Source organism: Paenibacillus sp. PAMC 26794 (assembly GCF_000316035.1).
In the GTDB taxonomy this organism is placed as follows: domain Bacteria; phylum Bacillota; class Bacilli; order Paenibacillales; family Paenibacillaceae; genus Paenibacillus.
Genome location: NZ_ANHX01000084.1, coordinates 45,854 through 65,348, shown reverse-complemented (window position 1 = coordinate 65,348; position 19,495 = coordinate 45,854). Strand labels below are relative to the sequence as shown.

The following is a 19,495-nucleotide window of genomic DNA, read 5'->3' as shown; positions in this document are numbered from 1 at the left end:
TTTGCTTCGAAATCATACAGTCCGAAGACATGTACCAATTTCTCAGCGTCGATCTTGCAAGCAAGATCGTAACTCACTCGTTGTTCAGTTTTCAAAGATCAAACATTCAATTTAGTGCTGTTTTTCATGTTGTCGTCGTTTCAGCGGCGACTTTTATAATATATCATGTTGAGGTTCTCTTTGCAAGCATTATTTTTCGATTATTTTCAATCGCTTTGTTTTCATGCTTGTTTCGGTGAACCGCTCCTAAAAATGGAACGAAAATTAATTTACCATATGAAATAAGAAAGGTCAACCCTTTTTCGACAAAAAGTATGAACCCCTTAACAATTTCACATTCTCATGGTTCAGAGGTACAGCACCCGTTATTAAGAGCCGCACCTCACTTCCACTACTGTAAATCGAATATATGACCAGCTTCAGCATTATGGCTTCGACTTTTTCAGCTTCCCACCTCTTGCATACTTAGACAACTCTTTTGGCGGGGCAAAGCGTGCATACATGCGGAACACAGTCTTATATCGGCTCGCGATAGCATATTTGATCTCTTGGTCAAGACGATTGTCACTTAGATCAAAAAGCATCTCATCTAATTCTTTACGCAGCACATAGTCTAATTCCTTGCATTCCTTCTCGTTAAACAACATACCCAGCATTAGAGTTCTCCTTTTTGTGCATAGCCTCTTTATCACACTTACACAAGTTTCATGCAACACCCCGTGCATTCTTGCTTTTGTGGGTGCTGCTGGAACCCGTTTTATTGTTATGGTCAACTTTCTGAAAATTTATGAATGCCAACCATCACAAAATTTTATCCTCTCACCAGAGTATACGTAAGTGTGCTTTCGATGATTGCTGCAACAAGAAGCAAGATGACAACCCAAAAGGATACCGTTAACGTCCTATTCATGAATGCTCTCCACCGGGTACCCATCGTATTTCGCTTGTCACTTCCAAGTTGCGCAAGGCTTTTGATAACCAGACCACCAAACTTCAGTCCGAAGGCGCAAGCAATAATAATGACCGGAATCTCAATAATACCATGTGGAAGTAAACCTTTAACCACAATATCATAGAAGCTTGCTCCATAATTCATCGTGGTGTGCACTACAAATCCAAGGACCATCCCATTGATCAGCAGGAAGATGACAGGCAGAATTCCGAAGAATATACCGGCATAGATGACAAGTACACTTTTGATGGCATTATTGAAAAAGATAAACAGGAAGAAGTTCCATTGCACATTGCCCCCCTGCTCCAGCCGTTCACTGACTTCACGTAATCCTCCGATTTGGTTCAACAACAGTTCTTCCAGTGGCCCTGTACTCACCCACCCTGCCCCTATACCAACAGCAAACAAAACTACGGACCAGATTAATGCACTGCGGATGGAACCAAGATCTTTAAAAAATGTACTGAATTTTAACATAATAACCTCCTGTAGAATCTAAAATGATGGACAAACAAGGTTCCGTTACGAATAACTGGGGAGTACGAGCATACATTGGAGAGTAAACAAGCATTTCTTATGGGAGAGGGGCGCTTATTGAAATGAACTCGTTCTATGTATTTAGCGGCAAAAAGATTAAACGGTACCTGATTGTCCTCGTTGCTGCCATCTTTGCGATCGGTATTATTTATCTGGAGAGAGGCAATGTCTCCGTATTCTCGGAGGAAGCACCATCAGCCGTCTACAGCGTTCCAACCGAGAAGAAGGTAATCGCACTTACCTTTGACATTAGCTGGGGGGATAAACGGACAGAGCCGATTCTGAAAGTTCTTCAGGAAAATAAAGTGCAGAAGGCAACATTTTTCCTTTCCTCCCCCTGGAGCAAGACACATCCCGAAATTGTTACTGCCATCAAAGAGGCAGGATATGAAATTGGCAGCCATGGTCACAAACATGAGAACTACAGCAGCCTGACCGAAGAAGAAATACGCAAAGAAATTTCGACAGCTCATAGCATTTTAACCGATTTAACGGGAAAAGAACCGAAATTACTACGTCTGCCCAACGGGGACTTTGACAAACGAGTGCTTCAGGTAGCCAATAGTCTGAATTATCAGGTTGTGCAGTGGGATACCGACTCCTTGGATTGGAAAAACCCTGGTGTACAGACCATTGTTGATCGCGTAGTAAGCAAGGCACATCCAGGGGACATCGTACTGCTGCATGCTAGCGATTCTTCTAAACAAACGCATGAAGCACTCCCTGTCATTATCGACAAATTAAAAAATCAGGGCTATGAATTCGTAACCGTATCTGAGTTGCTTAACCATTCCAGTGTGGAAGGTAAGGAAGTTCGTGATCAAGCCAGCGGTCAATAATTGGTAGATTGCTTGAGCTACACAGCTCGAATACGAGTTTAAAAGTTGAAAAGAGCTAACCAGGTTAGCTCTTTTTGGTATGTTTTTTATGCAAAATAAATTCTATGCACGGCTTTCTTTCAACTGTTCTGCCTTTCCACTTACACTCCGGTTCGTCGATACATCCACCAGCCTGTGCAATATCAGCATTTGGTATGCATTACATAGGAGCAAGGGAACCACAATAAATATGGTTGCAGCATTCACATCAATACGTAATACGCCGATCGTCTCCACTATGGTGACGGCAATCATGAAAAAGAGTGTAGGTACGAGCGCGGAGATATGAGTCAGCTTTACTTTAACGTAAGCGGTAACAATTGCAGCTGTCAAAATCATGATACCTAACACAATATCCGATATACGCTCCCGGTCTCCCCCAACAAACAGACGTAAAAACATCACGTCAAGCAGGGCTAACACCGTTAGTACAATCTGCACGATCTGCCAACCGCGCTTTGGAAAAACACCTTTACCCATATAATTCAATATCAGATATGCAAAGAAACCCATTTGTGAATATACGCTGATCATAACCCCTGATCCAAATAGGATCAAAAGATACAGAAGAAAATCATTCAATCCATTTGTTTTCTCCCCGTTCACCAGCATCATAATCAATCCTGTACCCAATGCTCCCGCGGCCCCAATAAGCAAGGCTGTCCAAAACAGGAAAAACCATCTACGTAAATTCAAATGTTTTCCACCCCCGAGTGTTTATTTTACCAACCTTCTCAGCAAAAAACCATCATTGCTCAACATATTTCCCCCTTTCCCATCACATACTACATCCAGTATCTAATCAAGGAGGGATTGTACACATGAAACGGCCTTTGTGGCAGCTATGCTGTGTCGTACTGGGGCTATCCGTCATGCTTGCCGGCTGCGGTTCAGATCAGAGTTCTTCGCCTCCTCAGGGCAGTTATAAAGAGATGAAAACAATGGTTGTAGATATTTTGAAAAGTGACGAAGGCAAGAAAGCGGTGGAGGAAGCTCTTACAGGTCAAAGCTCATCCAGCGGAAGCAGCGGTTCTGAAGAGGGGGGCGGTTCGGGTGGTGCTTCGGGATCCATTGGTATGAAAATGTTAATGCCTGTGCAATCTTCGGAACAAATACGTATTGCAGTAAAAGATACCATCACAGCTCCCGAATATAAGAAGGAATTCGAAAAGATCATGACCGATCCGCAGTTTGCGGGTGAATTTGCCAAAGCGATCAACGCACAAAGTAAACAACTTCATATGCAATTGATTAAAGATCCCACATATCAAAAGTCTGTTGAAGACATCATGAAGTCACCTGAGGTATCCAAGATGTTCATGGATTTGACGAAGACTCCGGATTATCGCAAACAGACGATGACTGTCATGCAGGAAGTGATGCAAAATCCGTTGTTCCGCATGGAAGTACTCACTTTGCTCAAGAAGGTAGTGCAGGACGAACTGCAACCCAAAGTAGAAAGTGGTGGACAAAAAGGGCAAGAGCAAGGTGGACAGCAAGACGGTCAGGGCCAAGGTGGCAGTGATGGCGGAGATGGTGGAAGCGGTGGAGATTCGGGCGGCGGAGGATCATAAACAGCAGGTGTTAATACACACCACAGATACTGAAAAGCCTGCATCCAAGTGGACGCAGGCTTTATTTGTATTTATAACACTCATACCATTAGAATTTGGATTCAATGGACCGGGCAACTTCGTCATAGATAGCCCCTATACGGGAATCTGCTTTGTATACCGAAGGTGAGAAATCAGGCTCGGAAGGATGATTATCCGGCGTCCCTAATGGAATCTGGGCAAGCAAGCTTGTATGCAGACTTTCCGCAAGTCTTCCCCCACCTCCACGACCAAAGACATAATCCTTCTCTCCGCAACTGCCACACTCATAATAAGCCATATTCTCGACCACACCAAGTAACTCATGGTCGGTCTGTATGGCCATCGCACCCGCACGTGCTGCGACAAAAGCTGCTGTTGCATGCGGTGTGGTAACGATGATTTCCTTGCTCTGTGGCAACATCTGATGCACATCCAAAGCAACATCTCCCGTACCTGGTGGCAAATCCAGTAATATATAATCCAATTCGCCCCACTGGACATCCGTAAAGAATTGACGCAGCATCCGACCTAGCATAGGTCCACGCCAGATGACCGGGTTGTTCTCCCGAATAAAGAAGCCCATCGACATGATTTTGACGCCAAAACGTTCAACTGGTTGAATAACACCATCTTCAACGACCGGATATTCTTCAATCCCCATCATGTCGGGTACACTGAAGCCATAGATATCCGCATCAATTAAGCCCACTTTCTTGCCTTGACGTGCCAAGGCTACAGCGAGATTTACGGTTACCGTTGATTTACCAACGCCACCTTTACCACTGGCCACAGCAATAAAACGAACACCTGATTCAGGACTTAACAGCTCATGTCCATCCAGGCCCGCTGCATGACCTTTTACGAGCACTTCGTCCCGATCTGGCTCATCATCATCGGGTTGTCCCATATTCAGGCTCTCACGATCATGCTCAGAAGCTGCACGCACACGAATATGTACATCCTTCAGTCCGTGCTGGGACAACAGATTACGCGCTGCATCACTCAAAGCTGTTGTATCCTCAGGTCGATTTTCCAGTGTCACTATGGTCAGAGCCACATGATTTTCTTTCACCATAACATCTCGAAACCATTCCAGCTCGGTCAGACTTACTCCCAATTGCGGTTCTTGTAATGGCTGTAATAGTTCAAGTATCTGTTCTTTTGATAACATCAGACAGCACCTCAGCTTTATCTATTGGCATGTAATTAGGTATGCTGTTCCAATTATATCATTACCCTTCTTGTTATGACTAACTTTTAGGCCGTTCTCCTGAGGAATATCTGAGAATTCCATTATAGATCGAGGCAGCTACTTTACGTTGATAAGTCTCGTCGGCAAGCATACGCGCCTCTTCCGGATGAGAAAGGAAACCCACTTCTACCAGCGCTGAAGGGATCTTCAGAGCCTGTAACAGATAAACCGTATTCACCGTTTTGGCGATTCGATCTGTATTCTCCAGATTACGAACCATCTCTTGTTGAAGCAGATTAGCCAAACCTTCGTTATCCGGATGGTTAGTTGTATAGAAAACCTGCGCTCCACTCCATCGGTTGGATGGGACACTGTTCATGTGAATGCTAATAAAGAGATCTGCTTGCTTATCCTCTATCCGCCGTACTCTTTGTTTCAGATCCTCCGTCTTGCGTTTGGAGTACCCCTTGGTATCCGATTCCGCCAAATCAGTGTCTATTTCTCGTGTCATAACCACTAAGGCCCCTGCCTGTTGCAAATAATCTCTCACATACAGGGCGATAGACAGGTTGATATCTTTTTCAATAACCCCCTGTTTACTCACCGCTCCTCCATCTGGACCTCCGTGTCCTGCATCAATGGCAATGACTTTACCCGCCATTGGCAAACTCCAATAACCTGACGTCTTAGCGGAAGGCAGTTCATAGGACATTACCGCCATTAACATGGCCAGCAGACAGAGACTTAGCATGACCCTTTTGATTGTCTTTAACCTGATCCAGACTACAAAGTGTTTCCCCATATTTTTACGCATAAAAAAACCACCTCGTCCCTATAAATGACTCTAATCATCTATATGGGACAAGATGGACAAATATACCGCTAGGACCGGACTTGCTCCGCCATTCCTTCAATCAGCACCTGAGCTACCTCAGGACGTGTAAATTCAGGAGGAGGGCACTGGCCGTCACGGAGCAACCCGCGTACTTTGGTGCCGGAAAGCGCCATATGATGTTCTTTATCATGTGGGCAAGTTTTGCTGGATGCCATGTTTCCACATTTGGTACAGAAGAAACTATGTTCGAAGAACAGCGGTGTGATACCCAGTTCCTCTGCTGTAAAGTTAGTAAAGATCTCCTGTGCTTCATATGTTCCATAATAATCACCCACACCCGCATGGTCACGACCAACAATAAAGTGGGTACACCCGTAATTTTTGCGAACCATCGCATGGAAAATAGCTTCACGTGGACCGGCATACCGCATTGCTGCGGGGAACACACCAAGGAACGCACGATCAGCCGGGTAATAGTTCTCCAGTAATACCAGATAACTCTTCATCCGAACATCTGCGGGAACATCGTCCGACTTCGTCTCTCCAACAAGCGGATTCAGGAAGAGTGCGTCTACAATCTCCATAGCGCTCTTCTGGATATACTCATGAGCCCGATGGACCGGATTACGTGTCTGAAAACCCACTACCGTCTTCCAACCCTTCTCCTGAAAAATTTTCCGGGTATCTGCAGGATCATAATAGAATTCTTCAAATTTCGAAGGTTTTGGACGGTTTAACACTTGGATTGGACCTCCTACGTATGTTGCAGGACGCTCCAACAGTTTTTTAACACCCGGATGCTCGGGATCATCTGTTTTGAATACACGCTGGGCTTCTTCACCCTGATCCACTTGGTATATACTTTGGACTTCGAGCAATCCATAAGTTACCCCATCTTGATCACCAACAAGTTTCACACGTTCACCAATCTGGAGGGATGCGGCTTGTTTATCGTCAACAGCAAGTGTAATCGGTATACTCCAGACTGTTCCATCGGCAAGACGCATGCGAGACACCACCGAAAGGTAATCTTCCTCATTCAAGAAACCTTCAAGTGGTGAGAACGCACCCACACCAATCAGATCCAAATCTGATATCGTCCAGGTATTAATAAGCAAAGAGGATAAGTTTTTACTGTCTTGCAACAACTGCTCCCGTTCTTCTCCTTGTACGATACGCTGAACCAGCGTACCTCCATGAGGCAGAATCGATGTCATCTTGTCAGCTCCTTGTATATCTTATTATTTATGAAGGCCACATTCCGTTTTATCATTACCAGACCAGCGTCCGGCACGTGGGTCCTCGCCAGGCATAACTTGACGTGTGCAATGCTCACAACCAATACTTGGGTAGTTCTGATCATGAAGAGGGTTATATACAACGTTATTGTCACGAATATATTGCCATACATCCTCAGTCGTCCAGTGCGCAATCGGATTAAACTTCATCAGGCCAAACTTGGAATCATATTCAACCTTTTTTGAGTTTGCACGAGTTGGTGCTTGATCTCTACGAATACCTGTAATCCATGCATCATACTGAGAAAGAATACGTGTTAACGGTTCGACTTTGCGAATGTTACAGCACCCATTGGGATCAGACTTCCACATCTCTTCACCGTGTTGAGCTGCCTGCTCTTCCGGAGTAATCTTAGGTGAGACGCGTACAAATTCAAGGTTGTAATTCTCCTGCATCTTATCACGTGTTTCGTATGTTTCTTTAAAGTGAAAATCTGTATCCAGATAAAAAATATCTGTGGATGGGCTGATCTTCTGCAACATATCTACAAGTACAACATCTTCTGCACCAAAGCTACATGCAAAAGTGATATTTGGGAATGTTTCAATAGCATACCGAATAATATCCTCCGGACTAACATGTTCCAGTTCCTCTGCCTTCGTCCGTGCCAATTCTTCTTTCTCCAACAAGTTCATCTGTGAATTTCCCCCATTCTGCATTTCAATACATCTAAAGCCGACTAATCTAATATGAATTATGTTTAGTATAAATCTTTCATTGGGGATGTCAATGCCTGCCATATGGTAAAATAAATCAGTTTTTGCCCATTTTTGATCGTGACTCTCACACAATATTTTGGTTCAATTTATCCATTTCTCTGCTAATGAGATAAAAACAATGCTGTTGGCCCAGGTCATTAGGCAGGTATAAATACATCTCTTAGCCTGTAAAACCTTTGCTGCTGCTGGGTTTGGACGGTTCTTGTCGTCAAGAACAGCATCCAAAAATCACTGGACGATTGAAAATGAAGGAAGAAAAACAAAAGTTTTAAGGGGAGCAGCATTGCGACTTTTAGCTGTTGATATGTAAGGGACTTTTATCGTTTCCATAAGAAATACTGATAAGGTTTGCACCAAAGAATTAAGCGCAAAACAGTAAGCTGAGTGCATTCAAGAAATCCGGCGCGAGTTCTAAACGATGATTTATATGAGCTGTTATAGAATGTGTGGTGAGCGATGGGTAAGAGCGTAAGAGCAAATCCAATGATCTAAAACGATTAGAGAGGTTCAGTAAGATGTAGATGTATTAACGTACACATTATAGGACTGTATTGAGGGACAGTAAGAGCACATTGAAAAGGCAATGAAGGAAAAATGCAGAGCATCGGGAGAGACATCAGAGATATGAGGGCTATCGCATAAACTAATATAATATATGGCGTAATAGTCATGAATATATAAAAAAGCCTTTGACCGAGGCCAAAGGCTTTTAATATTAACGTTTGGAGAACTGAGGTGCGCGACGAGCCGCTTTAAGACCGTATTTTTTACGCTCTTTCATACGTGGGTCACGAGTCAGGAATCCTGCTTTTTTCAGGGATGCACGGTATTCCGGATCTGCTTTGAGCAGAGCGCGGGAGATACCATGACGGATTGCGCCGGCTTGACCGGAGATTCCGCCACCATGAGCAATAACAAGAACGTCATAGTTGTTGAGCGTTTCTGTCAAGTTCAGTGGTTGTTTTACGATCAGTTTGAGTGTTTCCAAACCGAAGTATTCATTAATATCACGTTTATTGATGACAATGCGTCCTTCACCCGGTACAAGGCGAACACGTGCTACCGAATGTTTACGACGACCTGTCCCATAGTATTGTACTTGTGCCATGAAACTGTCCTCCTTTTAATTAACCGCGAAGTTCGTAAACTTCTGGTTTTTGTGCTGCATGTGGATGCTCAGTGCCTTTGTACGCTTTAAGTCTCAGCTTCATTTTCTCGCCCATGCGAGTTTTAGGAAGCATACCGCGAACAGCCAATTCCAACACACGCTCAGGTTTGTTCTTGATCATTTCTTCTGCTGTAGTTACTTTCAAACCACCTGGGTGCATCGAGTGACGGTAGTATTTTTTACCTTGCATTTTCTTACCAGTCAATACGATTTTCTCAGCATTGATGATAACAACGAAATCGCCAGTGTCCACGTGTGTAGTGAATTGTGGCTTATGTTTGCCGCGAATCAAAGCAGCTGCTTCGCTCGCCAAACGTCCGAGGGTTTTGCCTTCAGCATCAATGATGTGCCATTGGCGCTCAACTTCGTTAGGCTTCGCCATGTACGTAGTACGCATGAAAAGTTCCTCCTTAAAATGTTCAAAATCATTATTTTCATTTATCTTCGTTCGTTAGGTTATAACTTTAGGTGTTGATGGATTGTTATATTTCGATGTGAACATCTTAATTGGGGCTGTGGGAAAGCCATTAAGAAAACACAACTTTTATATTACAGGATAATCGATTAAATCGCAAGTGTTAATTAAACTTTTCACTCACGAAATTTAATCTTTTTTGTATTCAAGATCCCAGAGCATTAAACCACAGCTAACTGCAGTAGGTCCTGCAGCAGATCGGTTACATGCAGCAATCATATTCGGTACATCAGAGGCTTTCCGTTTGCCCTCTCCGATCTCCAGCAGTGTACCTACAATGATACGAACCATATGCTGCAAAAAGCCGTTACCACTCACATAAATGTGAATGACACCCTGATCGCGCGGATGGTCTCTGCACATTGATCGGTCCACTTCCATCCATGCTTCGTACACCGAACGGACATGATTCTCTTTCTGAGACTTGCGTGAAGCAAAAGAGGTAAAATCATACGTCCCTATGAAATGTCGTAAGCCCTCCTGCATTGCCATAATATCAAGCTTCGCATGATGATGATACTGCAGTCTTCTGTTAAATACATCCGGAAATTGATTCGCATTGACTGTATAACGATACGTTTTCTTTTTCGCTGCATAGCGAGAATGAAAATCAGCCGAAACTTCAATCGCATCAATAACGACAATATCGGAGGGTAATCTGGAGTTGAGTGCAATACACCAACGTTCAATCGGGATCTGGGACTCCGTAGGAAAATTGAAGATTTGTCTGCGGGCGTGAACACCTGCATCTGTTCGGCCTGAACCTGTAATTTTAACCTTCTCACCGGTTAAAGCACGAATCGCATCTTCAAGATGATCCTGAATGGTATTCCCACCCGGCTGTACTTGGAAGCCGAAATAGGCAGTGCCATCATAAGTTAACGTCATACATAAGTTCCGCATTATTACCACACCTTTGTTCCATACTATACATATCCCTATCCCGAACAGCAAAAGAAGCCCCTTACGGAGCTTCTATTACAGCACGAATTCCGAAATGAAGAGAAAAAAAGGGTTAATCCAGAATCGTTGATTCTGTCCCCTTTCCTCATCTCATCTGTTTTACGCGCGGTCTACCAGTTCCAAGTAAACCATTGGCGCTGCGTCACCACGACGAGGTCCCAGTTTCAAGATACGAGTGTATCCACCTGGACGCTCAGCGTAACGACCGGACAATTCGCTAAACAGTTTTTGGATTGCATCTTGCTCACCATCGATAGTTTCGCGGCGAACATAAGCTGCCACTTGGCGACGGGCATGAAGATCTCCCTTTTTCGCTTTAGTGATCAGTTTTTCAGCAATAGAGCGAACCTCTTTTGCTTTCGCTTCAGTTGTCTGAATGCGTTCGTATAAGAACAGGTCGGTTACCAGGTCACGGAACAAAGCTTTACGTGCGCTGGAATTACGGCCCAACTTTTGGTATGCCATTGTTATCCCTCCTTCACTTCAAGCACTCGGCTGTCTATTCTTCTGTACGGAGTCCCAAACCAAGTTCCTCAAGCTTCTCTTGAACTTCTTCCAAAGACTTGCGTCCGAGGTTACGGACTTTCATCATGTCTTCTTCCGTTTTCGTAGTCAGCTCTTGCACGGTATTAATACCGGCACGTTTGAGGCAGTTGTAGGAACGAACAGAGAGATCCAGCTCTTCGATCGTCATTTCGAGTACTTTTTCTTTTTTGTCTTCTTCTTTTTCGACCATGATCTCTGCATCTTTCGCTTCGTCTGTAAGACCCACGAAGAGCATCAAATGCTCAGTCAAAATTTTAGCGCCGAGGCTTACAGCCTCTTCAGGACGAATACTTCCATCAGTCCAAACTTCCAACGTGAGCTTGTCATAGTTGGTCACCTGACCGACACGCGTATTTTCCACAGCGTAGTTAACGCGACTGATCGGGGTGAAGATGGAATCGACTGGGATGACGCCGATCGGCTGGTCATCGCGTTTATTCCGATCTGCCTGGACGTAGCCGCGACCGCGATTGGCAAAAATACGCATGTGAAGTCTCGAACCTGGTCCGAGCGTAGCAATGTGCAAATCCGGGTTAAGGATTTCCACATCGGAGTCAGCACGGATATCTCCAGCCGTAATTGCTCCTTCGCCTTCAGCATCAATCTCGAGCACTTTCTCCTCGTCCGAATGAATCTTAAGCGACAAAGCTTTCAGGTTAAGAATAACCTCCGTTACATCTTCCATTACGCCAGGAACTGTAGCAAATTCATGCAGAACGCCATCGATTTGAACCGAAGACACTGCCGCACCCGGCAGTGACGAGAGCAAGATTCGGCGAAGCGAGTTTCCAAGCGTCGTACCGTATCCGCGCTCAAGCGGTTCTACTACGAATTTCCCATAGGTGCCATCATCGTTGACGTCTACCGTCTCAATTTTCGGCTTTTCGATTTCAATCACTGCAATACCCCTCCTTCAAAACGTCGGTCCTCTATGAAACATTTACCTTCTCTTGCGAAAACATGTAGTAGTATGCCTAAACAACCATTATTAGCAGATTGTGCCGGAAATATACCACACGCAGGGGCAAATCTCATTAGACACGACGACGTTTTGGAGGACGGCATCCGTTATGCGGGACTGGAGTTACGTCTTTGATCAGGTTAACTTCAAGACCAGCAGCTTGCAAAGAGCGGATCGCTGCTTCACGGCCTGCGCCTGGTCCTTTAACCATAACCTCAACGGCTTTCATCCCATGTTCCATTGCAGCTTTGGCAGCAGTCTCAGCAGCCATTTGTGCAGCAAACGGAGTCGATTTACGGGAACCTCTGAATCCGAGGCCGCCGGAGCTTGCCCACGAAATTGCATTTCCGTGAGGATCCGTAATAGTAACGATAGTGTTATTGAAAGTGGAACGGATATGCGCCACGCCAGATTCAATATTCTTACGGTCACGACGTTTAGTACGTACGACTTTTTTCGGTTTAGCCATTTTCTCTTATCCCCCCTTATTATTTCTTCTTGTTCGCTACTGTACGACGAGGACCTTTACGAGTACGAGCATTCGTTTTCGTACGTTGTCCACGAACAGGCAGACCACGACGATGACGAACTCCACGGTAACAACCGATCTCCGTCAAACGTTTAATATTCAAAGAGATTTCTCGACGCAGGTCACCTTCTACTTTGACCTCTTTATCGATACTTTCACGCAATTTGCCGACTTCATCTTCCGTCAAATCACGAACACGAGTGTCCGGATTGATGCCTGTTGTGCTCAGAATTTTCTGGGAAGTCGTTTTACCGATTCCGAAAATATAAGTCAAGGCGATCTCAACGCGCTTATCACGTGGCAAATCCACACCAGATATACGTGCCATTTTACGCTACACCCCCTTCTTTAACCTTGTTTTTGTTTGTGTTTCGGATTTTCACAGATAACCATAACATTCCCTTTGCGGCGAATGACTTTGCACTTTTCGCAAATCGGCTTGACCGAAGGTCTTACCTTCATGTGAATTACCTCCTCAAAGTTTTGCTAAGCAAAACCCTCTTCGTAAGCATTGACCTTGTTCTACTATTGTAAAACCGGCTTCGAAGCTTTCGCAAGTTTTGCCGGGCAAAACCCGCTTCATAAGCTTCACAGTTCATTGCAACTGTCTACTACTATTTACGGTAAGTTATGCGACCTTTTGTTAAATCATAAGGCGACAACTGAACAACTACTTTGTCTCCAGTCAGGATACGGATAAAGTGCATCCGCAGTTTTCCGGAAACGTGAGCGAGAATTTGATGACCGTTCTCAAGCTCAACCTTGAATGTTGCATTCGGTAGCGGTTCGAGAACCGTACCTTCCACTTCAATGACATCTTCCTTGGCCATTAGTCAGTCTCCTTTCTCTTCAGCTTGAATGTTGGTGGATTCCAGAAATGAATGAACCGCGTAACGGAGCTTTCCATTTGTCACCCGACCACTCTCGTTTAAACTGTTCACAACCTCGCTACTAATCATGGGCTGGAGTTCAAGATGAAGAAGATTCTTCTTCTTGGGTTGATCAAACTTACGTTTGTCTCCATCCGCAATATATACGAACTTACTGTCCGCTATAGCAACAATTACTGCGGCTTGGTCCGCATTGCGGCCTTTACGGATCTTCACAAGTTGACCGAGCTGCGGATTAGACTGATTGTTCATGCCTTATCACCTACGCATTCAGTTTCGTGAAAATTTCCATACCATCTGGTGTAACTGCTACGGTGTGTTCAAAGTGGGCACATAACGTTCCATCAACTGTGACGACAGTCCAGTTATCTTCCAACGTTTTCACATACCGTCTACCTACGTTAACCATCGGCTCTATGGCCAGCACCATGCCCGCTTTAAGCCGTGGTCCCCGATCAGGAAGACCATAGTTCGGAATCTTTGGTTCCTCGTGCAAATCTGCACCTATGCCGTGACCGACATATTCACGAACCACGGAGAACCCTTCATCTTCAATATATTTCTGAATCGCATGAGATATTGTAAACAAGCGAACGTCCGGTTTTACCAGCGCCAGACCTGCGTATAACGAAGCCTCGGTAACGTCCAGAAGACGACGGGCTTCTTCGGAAATACGGCCGACCGGATAAGTCCAGGCGGAATCTCCATGATACCCCTGGTACTGCGCGCCAATGTCAAACGTAACGATATCGCCCTCGTTCAACTTGCGTTTGCCGGGAAATCCATGTACCAACTCTTCATTGACTGAAGCGCACACACTGGCAGGGAAACCGTTATAACCTTTGAAAGACGGCACAGCTCCTTGACTGTGGATATATTGATCGGCCATATGGTCAAGTTCTCCAGTCGTAATACCGGGAGCGATATGCTCTGCCAAGAGACGATGCGTTTCCGCAACAATTCTCCCTGCTTCCCTCATCAAGCCCAGTTCCGTTTCGGACTTACCAATGATCATCAATTAACCTCTCAGTAAGGACACGATTTCTTGAGAAACTTGATCGATATCCTGTTCTCCGTTCATTTGTCGAAGAAGACCTTTAGTCTCATAGAACGTGAGGAGTGGTGCTGTTTTGTTGATATACTCGTCCAGTCGTGTACCTACACTCTCTTCATTATCATCAGAGCGTTGATACAACTCACCAGCACATCTATCACAAATACCTTCCTGCTTAGGCGGATTGAATACCACATGATAAGTGGAACCACAGTTTTTACAAATTCGACGCCCCGTCAAACGAGCGAGCAATTTGTTGCGATCCACTTTCAGGTTGATTACATGATCGAGACCTGAGTTCAATCGATCCAGAATGCCATCGAGCGCTTCTGCTTGGGAAAGGGTTCTTGGAAATCCGTCCAAGAGGAAACCTTCTCTGCAATCAGGCTGCTGCAAACGTTCTTCAACGATGCCAATGGTTACATCATCTGGTACAAGCAATCCTTGATCCATATATTCCTTGGCTTTCATGCCAATGGGAGTTCCCTGTTTGATCGCGAGACGAAATGCATCGCCTGTTGAAATATGGGGAATACCGAACTCTTTCACGATGACGTCTGCTTGTGTTCCTTTTCCTGCCCCCGGAGGGCCCATGAATAGGATGTTCACGTTATGTCACTCCCTCCAAGACTACCCTACATCAACAAACAGCACAATAGGTGCCGGCAAGTAAATCTTCACTCCACCGGTACCTATTGCCTATTTATTGATAAAACCTTTGTAGTGGCGTTTGATCAATTGGCTTTCGATTTGCTTCATCGTATCCAGCGCAACACCGATAACGATCAGGAGGGATGTTCCTCCAATTTGCGCAGATTGAGGCAAACCAGACAGTGCCCCCAAGATTACAGGCAGAACGGAAATGACTGCCAAGAACATGGCACCGGCCATTGTCAAACGAGTCATGACACGGGTCAGATATTTCTCGGTTGCTTTACCCGGGCGAATGCCTGGGATGTAACCGCCGTTCTTTTTCATATTATCAGCCATCTGCTGAGGATTCATCTGTACGAAAGTATAGAAGAATGTGAAACCGAAGATCATCACGACATACAACAACATTCCAAGAGGTTTGTGTGTAGTCAGATTCTGTCCGATCCATTGTGCCCATAAGCGATCTGCCCAGAAGTTGGCGATGATCGTCGGGAACATCAACAGCGATGATGCAAAGATAACAGGGATAACACCTGCTGCATTAATTTTCAGCGGGATATGTGTATTCTGTCCACCGTACATTTTGTTACCTACGACACGTTTAGCGTACTGTACCGGAATTTTCCGAATCGCCTGCTGAATGTAAATGACCCCTATGATGATCAACACAATAACAATTGCGATGATAACACCTTTAAGAATATTCATAAACAGTTGGTCAGGTTGAATGAAGTCGGATTCGATCGTTTGTTTGATAATGTTAGGCACCGTAGATAGGATACCCGCAAAGATCAAGATCGAAATCCCGTTTCCTATGCCCTTCTCGGTGATCTGCTCACCAAGCCACATCAGGAATGAAGTACCGGCCGTAAGTACAATCGCGATCAAGATATAATCTGCAAATGTAGCGTTAGGAATCATGTCTGTATTGTACAAGCGGTTGAATCCGATCGACGTACCAAACGCTTGAATCAATGCCAGGCCAATCGTTAAATAACGGGTCAATTGTGCAGATTTCTTCTTACCTTGTTCACCTTGCTTTGCCCACTCCGCTAATTTAGGAATAACGTCCATGGAAAGCAACTGTACTATGATAGACGCAGTGATGTAAGGCACGATCCCGAGCGCAAATATCGAGAACTGGAACAGCGCTCCACCCGAGAACGTATTGAGAAGTCCAAAAACTTCTTTACCCGCAGAATTTGTCGCTTCGAACACGTCTTTGTTAACTCCCGGTACGGGAACAAAGGAGCCGATGCGGTAAATGATCAGTACAAAAAGGGTAAATAATACCCTTTTGCGCAGATCTTCAACCCGCCAGATATTCTTTAGGGTCTTGAACATTAAATCACCTCGGTTGTACCGCCGGCAGCTTCAATTTTCTCAATAGCAGATTGAGAAAACTTGTTAGCTTTAACAGTCAGCTTCACAGTGACATCACCGTTACCCAGGATTTTGATTCCGGATTTAGCGTTTTTAACTACGCCGTTCGTCATCAAGAATTCTGGAGTTACTTCAGTACCCGCAGCAAAACTGTTCAGGTCTTCAGTATTCACAACTGCATATTCTTTGCGAGTTGGGTTTACAAAACCACGTTTTGGCAAGCGACGATACAATGGATTTTGTCCACCTTCGAAGCCTGGACGTACTCCACCGCCAGAACGAGAATTTTGTCCTTTGTGACCGCGACCTGATGTTTTACCTGTACCACTACTTGGACCGCGACCAAGACGTTTACGTTCTTTGCGGGATCCAGGAGATGGTGAAAGCTCATGTAACTTCATCGTTCGTTGCACCTCCTTAAAGATTTGTGGGATTAACCCGATATTAAGCTTCTACTTCTTTAACAGCAACCAAGTGGCTTACTTTGTTAATCATACCACGGATGGCAGGATTATCGTTTTGAACCACTTTGCTATTGATTTTGCGCAAACCCAATGTTTTCACAGTTGTTCTTTGCGTCTCCGGACGTCCGATCAAGCTGCGGACGAGGGTAATTTCTAATTTAGCCATGAGAATTCCCTCCTTAACCCAGAAGCTCTTCGACGGATTTTCCGCGCAGTTTAGCCACGTCTTCAGCACGCTTCAAACGGGACAAACCTTCCAAAGTCGCATTGACCATGTTCATGGAATTCGAAGAACCCAGAGATTTTGTCAAAATGTCACCTACACCAGCAAGTTCGAGAACCGCACGTACAGGACCACCAGCGATAACACCAGTACCTTCAGATGCTGGTTTTAACAGCACGCGTCCTGCGCCGAACTTACCTGTTACCAAGTGAGGAATCGATGTTCCTACGAGTGGAACGTGTACAAGGTTTTTCTTAGCGTCTTCAATACCTTTGCGAATTGCATCAGGTACTTCGCCCGCTTTACCGATACCAGCTCCAACCCAGCCGTTGCCGTCGCCGACTACAACCAGTGCGCTAAAGCTGAAACGGCGTCCGCCTTTTACTACTTTAGCTACGCGATTAATATTTACAACTCTTTCAGTCAGTTCCAAAGTATTCGGATCTACACGCAAGTCGTTAACCTCCTTTTGAAAAATATCTTAAAACTCAAGTCCTGCTTCACGAGCCGCTTCAGCCAATGCTGCGATACGACCATGGTACAGATAACCGCTACGGTCAAATACGATGTTGGAAACACCTTTGTCTTTCGCACGTTTAGCAACGAGTTCGCCAACTTTACGAGCTGATTCAACAGATGCACCATTTTTGATGTCAGTGCTCAATTCTTTGTCTACGGTAGACGCGGAAGCGATTGTTACACCAGCAACATCATCGATGATTTGAGCATACATATGTTTACCAGAACGGAATACGTTCAAACGAGGACGTGCTGCCGTTCCTTGGATTTTCTTACGAACACGAAGGTGTCTTTTCAGACGAGCCTTATTTTTATCTGGTTTCGTAATCATCTCAAAGATTCACTCCTTTCAGGTTACCTCGCTGGCTTCAAAGCAGAAGCCACGGGGTATATTAGAAACACACGAAGCAAGCAAGCCGAAAGCCGCGCAAAGGCGGTAAGAGAAATCTTATTTCTTCTTACCGGCTTTACCTTCCTTACGGATGATACGCTCGCCTTCATATTTAATACCTTTACCTTTGTACGGCTCAGGTTCACGTACGGAACGGATTTTAGCAGCGTAAGCACCTACACGCTCTTTGTCAATTCCGCGAACGATGATTTTTGTATTCGAAGGTACTTCGAATTCGATTCCCGCTTCCGGTGTAATTTCAACCGGGTGAGAGTAACCAACGTTCAGAACGATTTTATCTCCGGATTTGCTTGCACGATATCCGACCCCAACCAATTCCAGAGATTTCGCGAATCCTTCAGTAACGCCGCTCACCATATTGTTTACAACGCTACGCGTTGTGCCGTGCAAAGAACGGTGAGTTTTGTTATCGGAAGGACGCACAACTGTGATTTCGTTATTTTCAACTGTAACCTTCATGTCTTTATGAAGCTCACGAGTCAAAGTTCCTTTAGGTCCTTTTACCGTAATAACGGTGTTGTCCAGGGTGATGTCTACACCACTTGGTACTGTGATTGGTTTGCGACCAATACGAGACATATGTTGCACCTCCTATCTTGTGACGTTATATTACCAAACGTAGCAAACGACTTCTCCGCCGGATTTCGATTGACGAGCTTCTTTGTCCGTCATGATACCTTTAGATGTCGAGATGATCGCGATTCCCAGGCCACCAAGTACACGAGGTACTTCGTTGCTTTTCGTGTAAACACGAAGACCAGGTTTACTGATTCTTTTCAGACCAGTAATAACGCGCTCGTTATTTTGACCGTATTTCAGGAAAACACGGATAATCCCTTGTTTGTTATCATCGATAACTTCAGCGTCACGGATGAAACCTTCACGCTTCAGGATATCGGCGATTTGTTTTTTCATTGTTGAAGCAGGCATTTCTACCGTTTCGTGACGAACAGTGTTCGCGTTACGAATACGAGTAAGCATATCTGCAATTGGATCAGACATAGTCATTGTGAGTTAACCTCCTTCCCGTTCAGGACTTTTTACCAGCTTGCTTTTTTCACGCCAGGAATCTGGCCTTTATAAGCTAATTCACGGAAGCAAATTCTGCAAATTTTGAACTTTTGCAGGACCGAATGTGGACGTCCGCAACGTTCACAGCGTGTATATGCACGTACTTTGAACTTTGGTGTACGTTGTTGTTTAACTTTCATCGAAGTTTTTGCCACTTAGCCTGACACCTCCTAAAT

The 19,495-nt window shown here is 44.8% G+C and carries 29 protein-coding genes; 2 read left to right on the top strand and 27 right to left on the bottom strand.

The genetic code is table 11. From position 1 onward, the window contains the following. Nucleotides 1-425: 425 nt before the first annotated feature. On the bottom strand, nt 426-656 hold the full coding sequence (locus tag D829_RS0127375) for a hypothetical protein (protein WP_017692114.1): 231 nt from the start codon (nt 654-656) through the stop codon (nt 426-428). A 155-nt stretch (nt 657-811) separates the two neighbouring features. Next, complete coding sequence (locus tag D829_RS0127370; protein ID WP_017692113.1) at nt 812-1,429, bottom strand: stage II sporulation protein M; 618 nt, start codon at nt 1,427-1,429, stop codon at nt 812-814. A 122-nt stretch (nt 1,430-1,551) separates the two neighbouring features. On the opposite strand from D829_RS0127370, the gene pdaB reads away from it, so the two are divergent. Then, nucleotides 1,552-2,328 carry a polysaccharide deacetylase family sporulation protein PdaB gene (gene pdaB, locus D829_RS0127365; protein ID WP_017692112.1) on the top strand — a complete coding sequence of 259 codons (777 nt, stop codon included), beginning with the start codon at nt 1,552-1,554 and terminating at the stop codon, nt 2,326-2,328. Nucleotides 2,329-2,430: 102 nt separating this feature from the next. Here the strand turns inward: pdaB and D829_RS0127360 are convergent, their stop codons facing one another. Further along, nucleotides 2,431-3,063, bottom strand: coding sequence for a KinB-signaling pathway activation protein (locus tag D829_RS0127360; protein WP_017692111.1), 633 nt, complete (start codon nt 3,061-3,063; stop codon nt 2,431-2,433). 125 nt (nt 3,064-3,188) lie between these two features. Between D829_RS0127360 and gerD the strand changes: the two genes are divergently transcribed. Beyond that, nucleotides 3,189-3,941 (top strand): spore germination lipoprotein GerD, encoded by a 753-nt coding sequence (gene gerD, locus D829_RS0127355; RefSeq protein WP_017692110.1) that lies wholly within the window; start codon nt 3,189-3,191, stop codon nt 3,939-3,941. 88 nt (nt 3,942-4,029) lie between these two features. Here the strand turns inward: gerD and D829_RS0127350 are convergent, their stop codons facing one another. The 24 genes from D829_RS0127350 to D829_RS0127235 form a co-directional block, all read right to left on the bottom strand. Further along, nucleotides 4,030-5,133, bottom strand: a complete 1,104-nt coding sequence (locus D829_RS0127350) for an Mrp/NBP35 family ATP-binding protein (protein ID WP_017692109.1) — start codon at nt 5,131-5,133, stop codon at nt 4,030-4,032. A gap of 79 nt (nt 5,134-5,212) precedes the next feature. Beyond that, nucleotides 5,213-5,968: an N-acetylmuramoyl-L-alanine amidase CwlD gene (gene cwlD, locus D829_RS0127345; RefSeq protein ID WP_017692108.1), complete on the bottom strand. Its 756-nt coding sequence runs from the start codon at nt 5,966-5,968 to the stop codon at nt 5,213-5,215. A 68-nt stretch (nt 5,969-6,036) separates the two neighbouring features. Further along, complete coding sequence (sat, locus tag D829_RS0127340) at nt 6,037-7,206, bottom strand: sulfate adenylyltransferase (protein WP_017692107.1); 1,170 nt, start codon at nt 7,204-7,206, stop codon at nt 6,037-6,039. 24 nt (nt 7,207-7,230) lie between these two features. Next, entirely contained in the window at nt 7,231-7,923 is a 693-nt protein-coding gene (locus D829_RS0127335) for a phosphoadenylyl-sulfate reductase (protein WP_017692106.1), read from the bottom strand. 799 nt (nt 7,924-8,722) lie between these two features. Beyond that, the gene (gene rpsI / locus D829_RS0127330) at nt 8,723-9,115 is read right to left on the bottom strand and encodes a 30S ribosomal protein S9 (RefSeq protein ID WP_017692105.1); all 393 of its coding nucleotides are present in this window, start codon (nt 9,113-9,115) and stop codon (nt 8,723-8,725) included. Nucleotides 9,116-9,134: 19 nt separating this feature from the next. Further along, nucleotides 9,135-9,572 (bottom strand): 50S ribosomal protein L13, encoded by a 438-nt coding sequence (rplM, locus tag D829_RS0127325; protein ID WP_017692104.1) that lies wholly within the window; start codon nt 9,570-9,572, stop codon nt 9,135-9,137. 207 nt (nt 9,573-9,779) lie between these two features. Next, on the bottom strand, nt 9,780-10,553 hold the full coding sequence (gene truA / locus D829_RS0127320; protein ID WP_017692103.1) for a tRNA pseudouridine(38-40) synthase TruA: 774 nt from the start codon (nt 10,551-10,553) through the stop codon (nt 9,780-9,782). Nucleotides 10,554-10,712: 159 nt separating this feature from the next. Continuing rightward, a complete protein-coding gene (rplQ, locus tag D829_RS0127315) occupies nt 10,713-11,078 on the bottom strand; it encodes a 50S ribosomal protein L17 (protein ID WP_017692102.1) in 366 nt (121 codons plus the stop codon). Nucleotides 11,079-11,112: 34 nt separating this feature from the next. Further along, nucleotides 11,113-12,057, bottom strand: a complete 945-nt coding sequence (locus D829_RS0127310) for a DNA-directed RNA polymerase subunit alpha (protein ID WP_017692101.1) — start codon at nt 12,055-12,057, stop codon at nt 11,113-11,115. Nucleotides 12,058-12,193: 136 nt separating this feature from the next. Further along, on the bottom strand, nt 12,194-12,589 hold the full coding sequence (gene rpsK / locus D829_RS0127305; RefSeq protein ID WP_017692100.1) for a 30S ribosomal protein S11: 396 nt from the start codon (nt 12,587-12,589) through the stop codon (nt 12,194-12,196). A 19-nt stretch (nt 12,590-12,608) separates the two neighbouring features. Beyond that, nucleotides 12,609-12,977 carry a 30S ribosomal protein S13 gene (gene rpsM / locus D829_RS0127300; RefSeq protein ID WP_017692099.1) on the bottom strand — a complete coding sequence of 123 codons (369 nt, stop codon included), beginning with the start codon at nt 12,975-12,977 and terminating at the stop codon, nt 12,609-12,611. A gap of 20 nt (nt 12,978-12,997) precedes the next feature. Continuing rightward, nucleotides 12,998-13,111, bottom strand: coding sequence for a 50S ribosomal protein L36 (gene rpmJ / locus D829_RS0127295; protein WP_003333770.1), 114 nt, complete (start codon nt 13,109-13,111; stop codon nt 12,998-13,000). A gap of 152 nt (nt 13,112-13,263) precedes the next feature. Further along, nucleotides 13,264-13,479, bottom strand: coding sequence for a translation initiation factor IF-1 (infA, locus tag D829_RS0127290; RefSeq protein WP_017692098.1), 216 nt, complete (start codon nt 13,477-13,479; stop codon nt 13,264-13,266). 3 nt (nt 13,480-13,482) lie between these two features. Beyond that, entirely contained in the window at nt 13,483-13,791 is a 309-nt protein-coding gene (locus tag D829_RS0127285) for a KOW domain-containing RNA-binding protein (protein ID WP_017692097.1), read from the bottom strand. A gap of 10 nt (nt 13,792-13,801) precedes the next feature. Beyond that, nucleotides 13,802-14,554 carry a type I methionyl aminopeptidase gene (map, locus tag D829_RS0127280; protein ID WP_017692096.1) on the bottom strand — a complete coding sequence of 251 codons (753 nt, stop codon included), beginning with the start codon at nt 14,552-14,554 and terminating at the stop codon, nt 13,802-13,804. Nucleotides 14,555-14,557: 3 nt separating this feature from the next. After that, nucleotides 14,558-15,202 (bottom strand): adenylate kinase, encoded by a 645-nt coding sequence (locus tag D829_RS0127275; RefSeq protein WP_017692095.1) that lies wholly within the window; start codon nt 15,200-15,202, stop codon nt 14,558-14,560. Nucleotides 15,203-15,292: 90 nt separating this feature from the next. Then, nucleotides 15,293-16,591: a preprotein translocase subunit SecY gene (gene secY, locus D829_RS0127270; protein ID WP_017692094.1), complete on the bottom strand. Its 1,299-nt coding sequence runs from the start codon at nt 16,589-16,591 to the stop codon at nt 15,293-15,295. Continuing rightward, on the bottom strand, nt 16,591-17,031 hold the full coding sequence (gene rplO / locus D829_RS0127265) for a 50S ribosomal protein L15 (protein ID WP_017692093.1): 441 nt from the start codon (nt 17,029-17,031) through the stop codon (nt 16,591-16,593). The genes secY and rplO overlap by 1 nt, the downstream gene beginning before the upstream one ends. A 43-nt stretch (nt 17,032-17,074) precedes the next feature. Continuing rightward, on the bottom strand, nt 17,075-17,260 hold the full coding sequence (rpmD, locus tag D829_RS0127260; RefSeq protein ID WP_017692092.1) for a 50S ribosomal protein L30: 186 nt from the start codon (nt 17,258-17,260) through the stop codon (nt 17,075-17,077). Nucleotides 17,261-17,273: 13 nt separating this feature from the next. Then, entirely contained in the window at nt 17,274-17,771 is a 498-nt protein-coding gene (gene rpsE, locus D829_RS0127255) for a 30S ribosomal protein S5 (protein WP_017692091.1), read from the bottom strand. Between the two features lie 27 nt (nt 17,772-17,798). Beyond that, nucleotides 17,799-18,167, bottom strand: coding sequence for a 50S ribosomal protein L18 (rplR, locus tag D829_RS0127250; protein WP_017692090.1), 369 nt, complete (start codon nt 18,165-18,167; stop codon nt 17,799-17,801). Between the two features lie 117 nt (nt 18,168-18,284). Then, nucleotides 18,285-18,827: a 50S ribosomal protein L6 gene (gene rplF, locus D829_RS0127245; protein WP_017692089.1), complete on the bottom strand. Its 543-nt coding sequence runs from the start codon at nt 18,825-18,827 to the stop codon at nt 18,285-18,287. Nucleotides 18,828-18,857: 30 nt separating this feature from the next. Continuing rightward, nucleotides 18,858-19,256 (bottom strand): 30S ribosomal protein S8, encoded by a 399-nt coding sequence (gene rpsH, locus D829_RS0127240; RefSeq protein ID WP_017692088.1) that lies wholly within the window; start codon nt 19,254-19,256, stop codon nt 18,858-18,860. A gap of 32 nt (nt 19,257-19,288) precedes the next feature. Continuing rightward, nucleotides 19,289-19,474, bottom strand: a complete 186-nt coding sequence (locus D829_RS0127235; RefSeq protein WP_013312154.1) for a type Z 30S ribosomal protein S14 — start codon at nt 19,472-19,474, stop codon at nt 19,289-19,291. Nucleotides 19,475-19,495 lie beyond the last annotated feature (21 nt).

What these genes read in the sequence shown, in the direction of transcription:
- secY (WP_017692094.1), bottom strand. Translation starts at nt 16,591, where the DNA reads ATGTTCAAGACCCTAAAGAATATCTGGCGGGTTGAAGATCTGCGCAAA.
- rpsI (WP_017692105.1), bottom strand. Translation starts at nt 9,115, where the DNA reads ATGGCACAAGTACAATACTATGGGACAGGTCGTCGTAAACATTCGGTA.
- rpsH (WP_017692088.1), bottom strand. Translation starts at nt 19,256, where the DNA reads ATGACTATGTCTGATCCAATTGCAGATATGCTTACTCGTATTCGTAAC.
- D829_RS0127375 (WP_017692114.1), bottom strand. Translation starts at nt 656, where the DNA reads ATGCTGGGTATGTTGTTTAACGAGAAGGAATGCAAGGAATTAGACTAT.
- rplQ (WP_017692102.1), bottom strand. Translation starts at nt 11,078, where the DNA reads ATGGCATACCAAAAGTTGGGCCGTAATTCCAGCGCACGTAAAGCTTTG.
- sat (WP_017692107.1), bottom strand. Translation starts at nt 7,206, where the DNA reads ATGACATCGATTCTGCCTCATGGAGGTACGCTGGTTCAGCGTATCGTA.
- cwlD (WP_017692108.1), bottom strand. Translation starts at nt 5,968, where the DNA reads ATGCGTAAAAATATGGGGAAACACTTTGTAGTCTGGATCAGGTTAAAG.
- gerD (WP_017692110.1), top strand. Translation starts at nt 3,189, where the DNA reads ATGAAACGGCCTTTGTGGCAGCTATGCTGTGTCGTACTGGGGCTATCC.
- rpsK (WP_017692100.1), bottom strand. Translation starts at nt 12,589, where the DNA reads ATGGCTAAACCGAAAAAAGTCGTACGTACTAAACGTCGTGACCGTAAG.
- rplR (WP_017692090.1), bottom strand. Translation starts at nt 18,167, where the DNA reads ATGATTACGAAACCAGATAAAAATAAGGCTCGTCTGAAAAGACACCTT.
- rpmJ (WP_003333770.1), bottom strand. Translation starts at nt 13,111, where the DNA reads ATGAAGGTAAGACCTTCGGTCAAGCCGATTTGCGAAAAGTGCAAAGTC.
- pdaB (WP_017692112.1), top strand. Translation starts at nt 1,552, where the DNA reads ATGAACTCGTTCTATGTATTTAGCGGCAAAAAGATTAAACGGTACCTG.
- D829_RS0127335 (WP_017692106.1), bottom strand. Translation starts at nt 7,923, where the DNA reads ATGAACTTGTTGGAGAAAGAAGAATTGGCACGGACGAAGGCAGAGGAA.
- D829_RS0127350 (WP_017692109.1), bottom strand. Translation starts at nt 5,133, where the DNA reads ATGTTATCAAAAGAACAGATACTTGAACTATTACAGCCATTACAAGAA.
- rplF (WP_017692089.1), bottom strand. Translation starts at nt 18,827, where the DNA reads ATGTCTCGTATTGGTCGCAAACCAATCACAGTACCAAGTGGTGTAGAC.
- rpmD (WP_017692092.1), bottom strand. Translation starts at nt 17,260, where the DNA reads ATGGCTAAATTAGAAATTACCCTCGTCCGCAGCTTGATCGGACGTCCG.
- rpsM (WP_017692099.1), bottom strand. Translation starts at nt 12,977, where the DNA reads ATGGCACGTATATCTGGTGTGGATTTGCCACGTGATAAGCGCGTTGAG.
- D829_RS0127370 (WP_017692113.1), bottom strand. Translation starts at nt 1,429, where the DNA reads ATGTTAAAATTCAGTACATTTTTTAAAGATCTTGGTTCCATCCGCAGT.
- map (WP_017692096.1), bottom strand. Translation starts at nt 14,554, where the DNA reads ATGATCATTGGTAAGTCCGAAACGGAACTGGGCTTGATGAGGGAAGCA.
- truA (WP_017692103.1), bottom strand. Translation starts at nt 10,553, where the DNA reads ATGCGGAACTTATGTATGACGTTAACTTATGATGGCACTGCCTATTTC.
- rplO (WP_017692093.1), bottom strand. Translation starts at nt 17,031, where the DNA reads ATGAAGTTACATGAGCTTTCACCATCTCCTGGATCCCGCAAAGAACGT.
- D829_RS0127285 (WP_017692097.1), bottom strand. Translation starts at nt 13,791, where the DNA reads ATGAACAATCAGTCTAATCCGCAGCTCGGTCAACTTGTGAAGATCCGT.
- rplM (WP_017692104.1), bottom strand. Translation starts at nt 9,572, where the DNA reads ATGCGTACTACGTACATGGCGAAGCCTAACGAAGTTGAGCGCCAATGG.
- infA (WP_017692098.1), bottom strand. Translation starts at nt 13,479, where the DNA reads ATGGCCAAGGAAGATGTCATTGAAGTGGAAGGTACGGTTCTCGAACCG.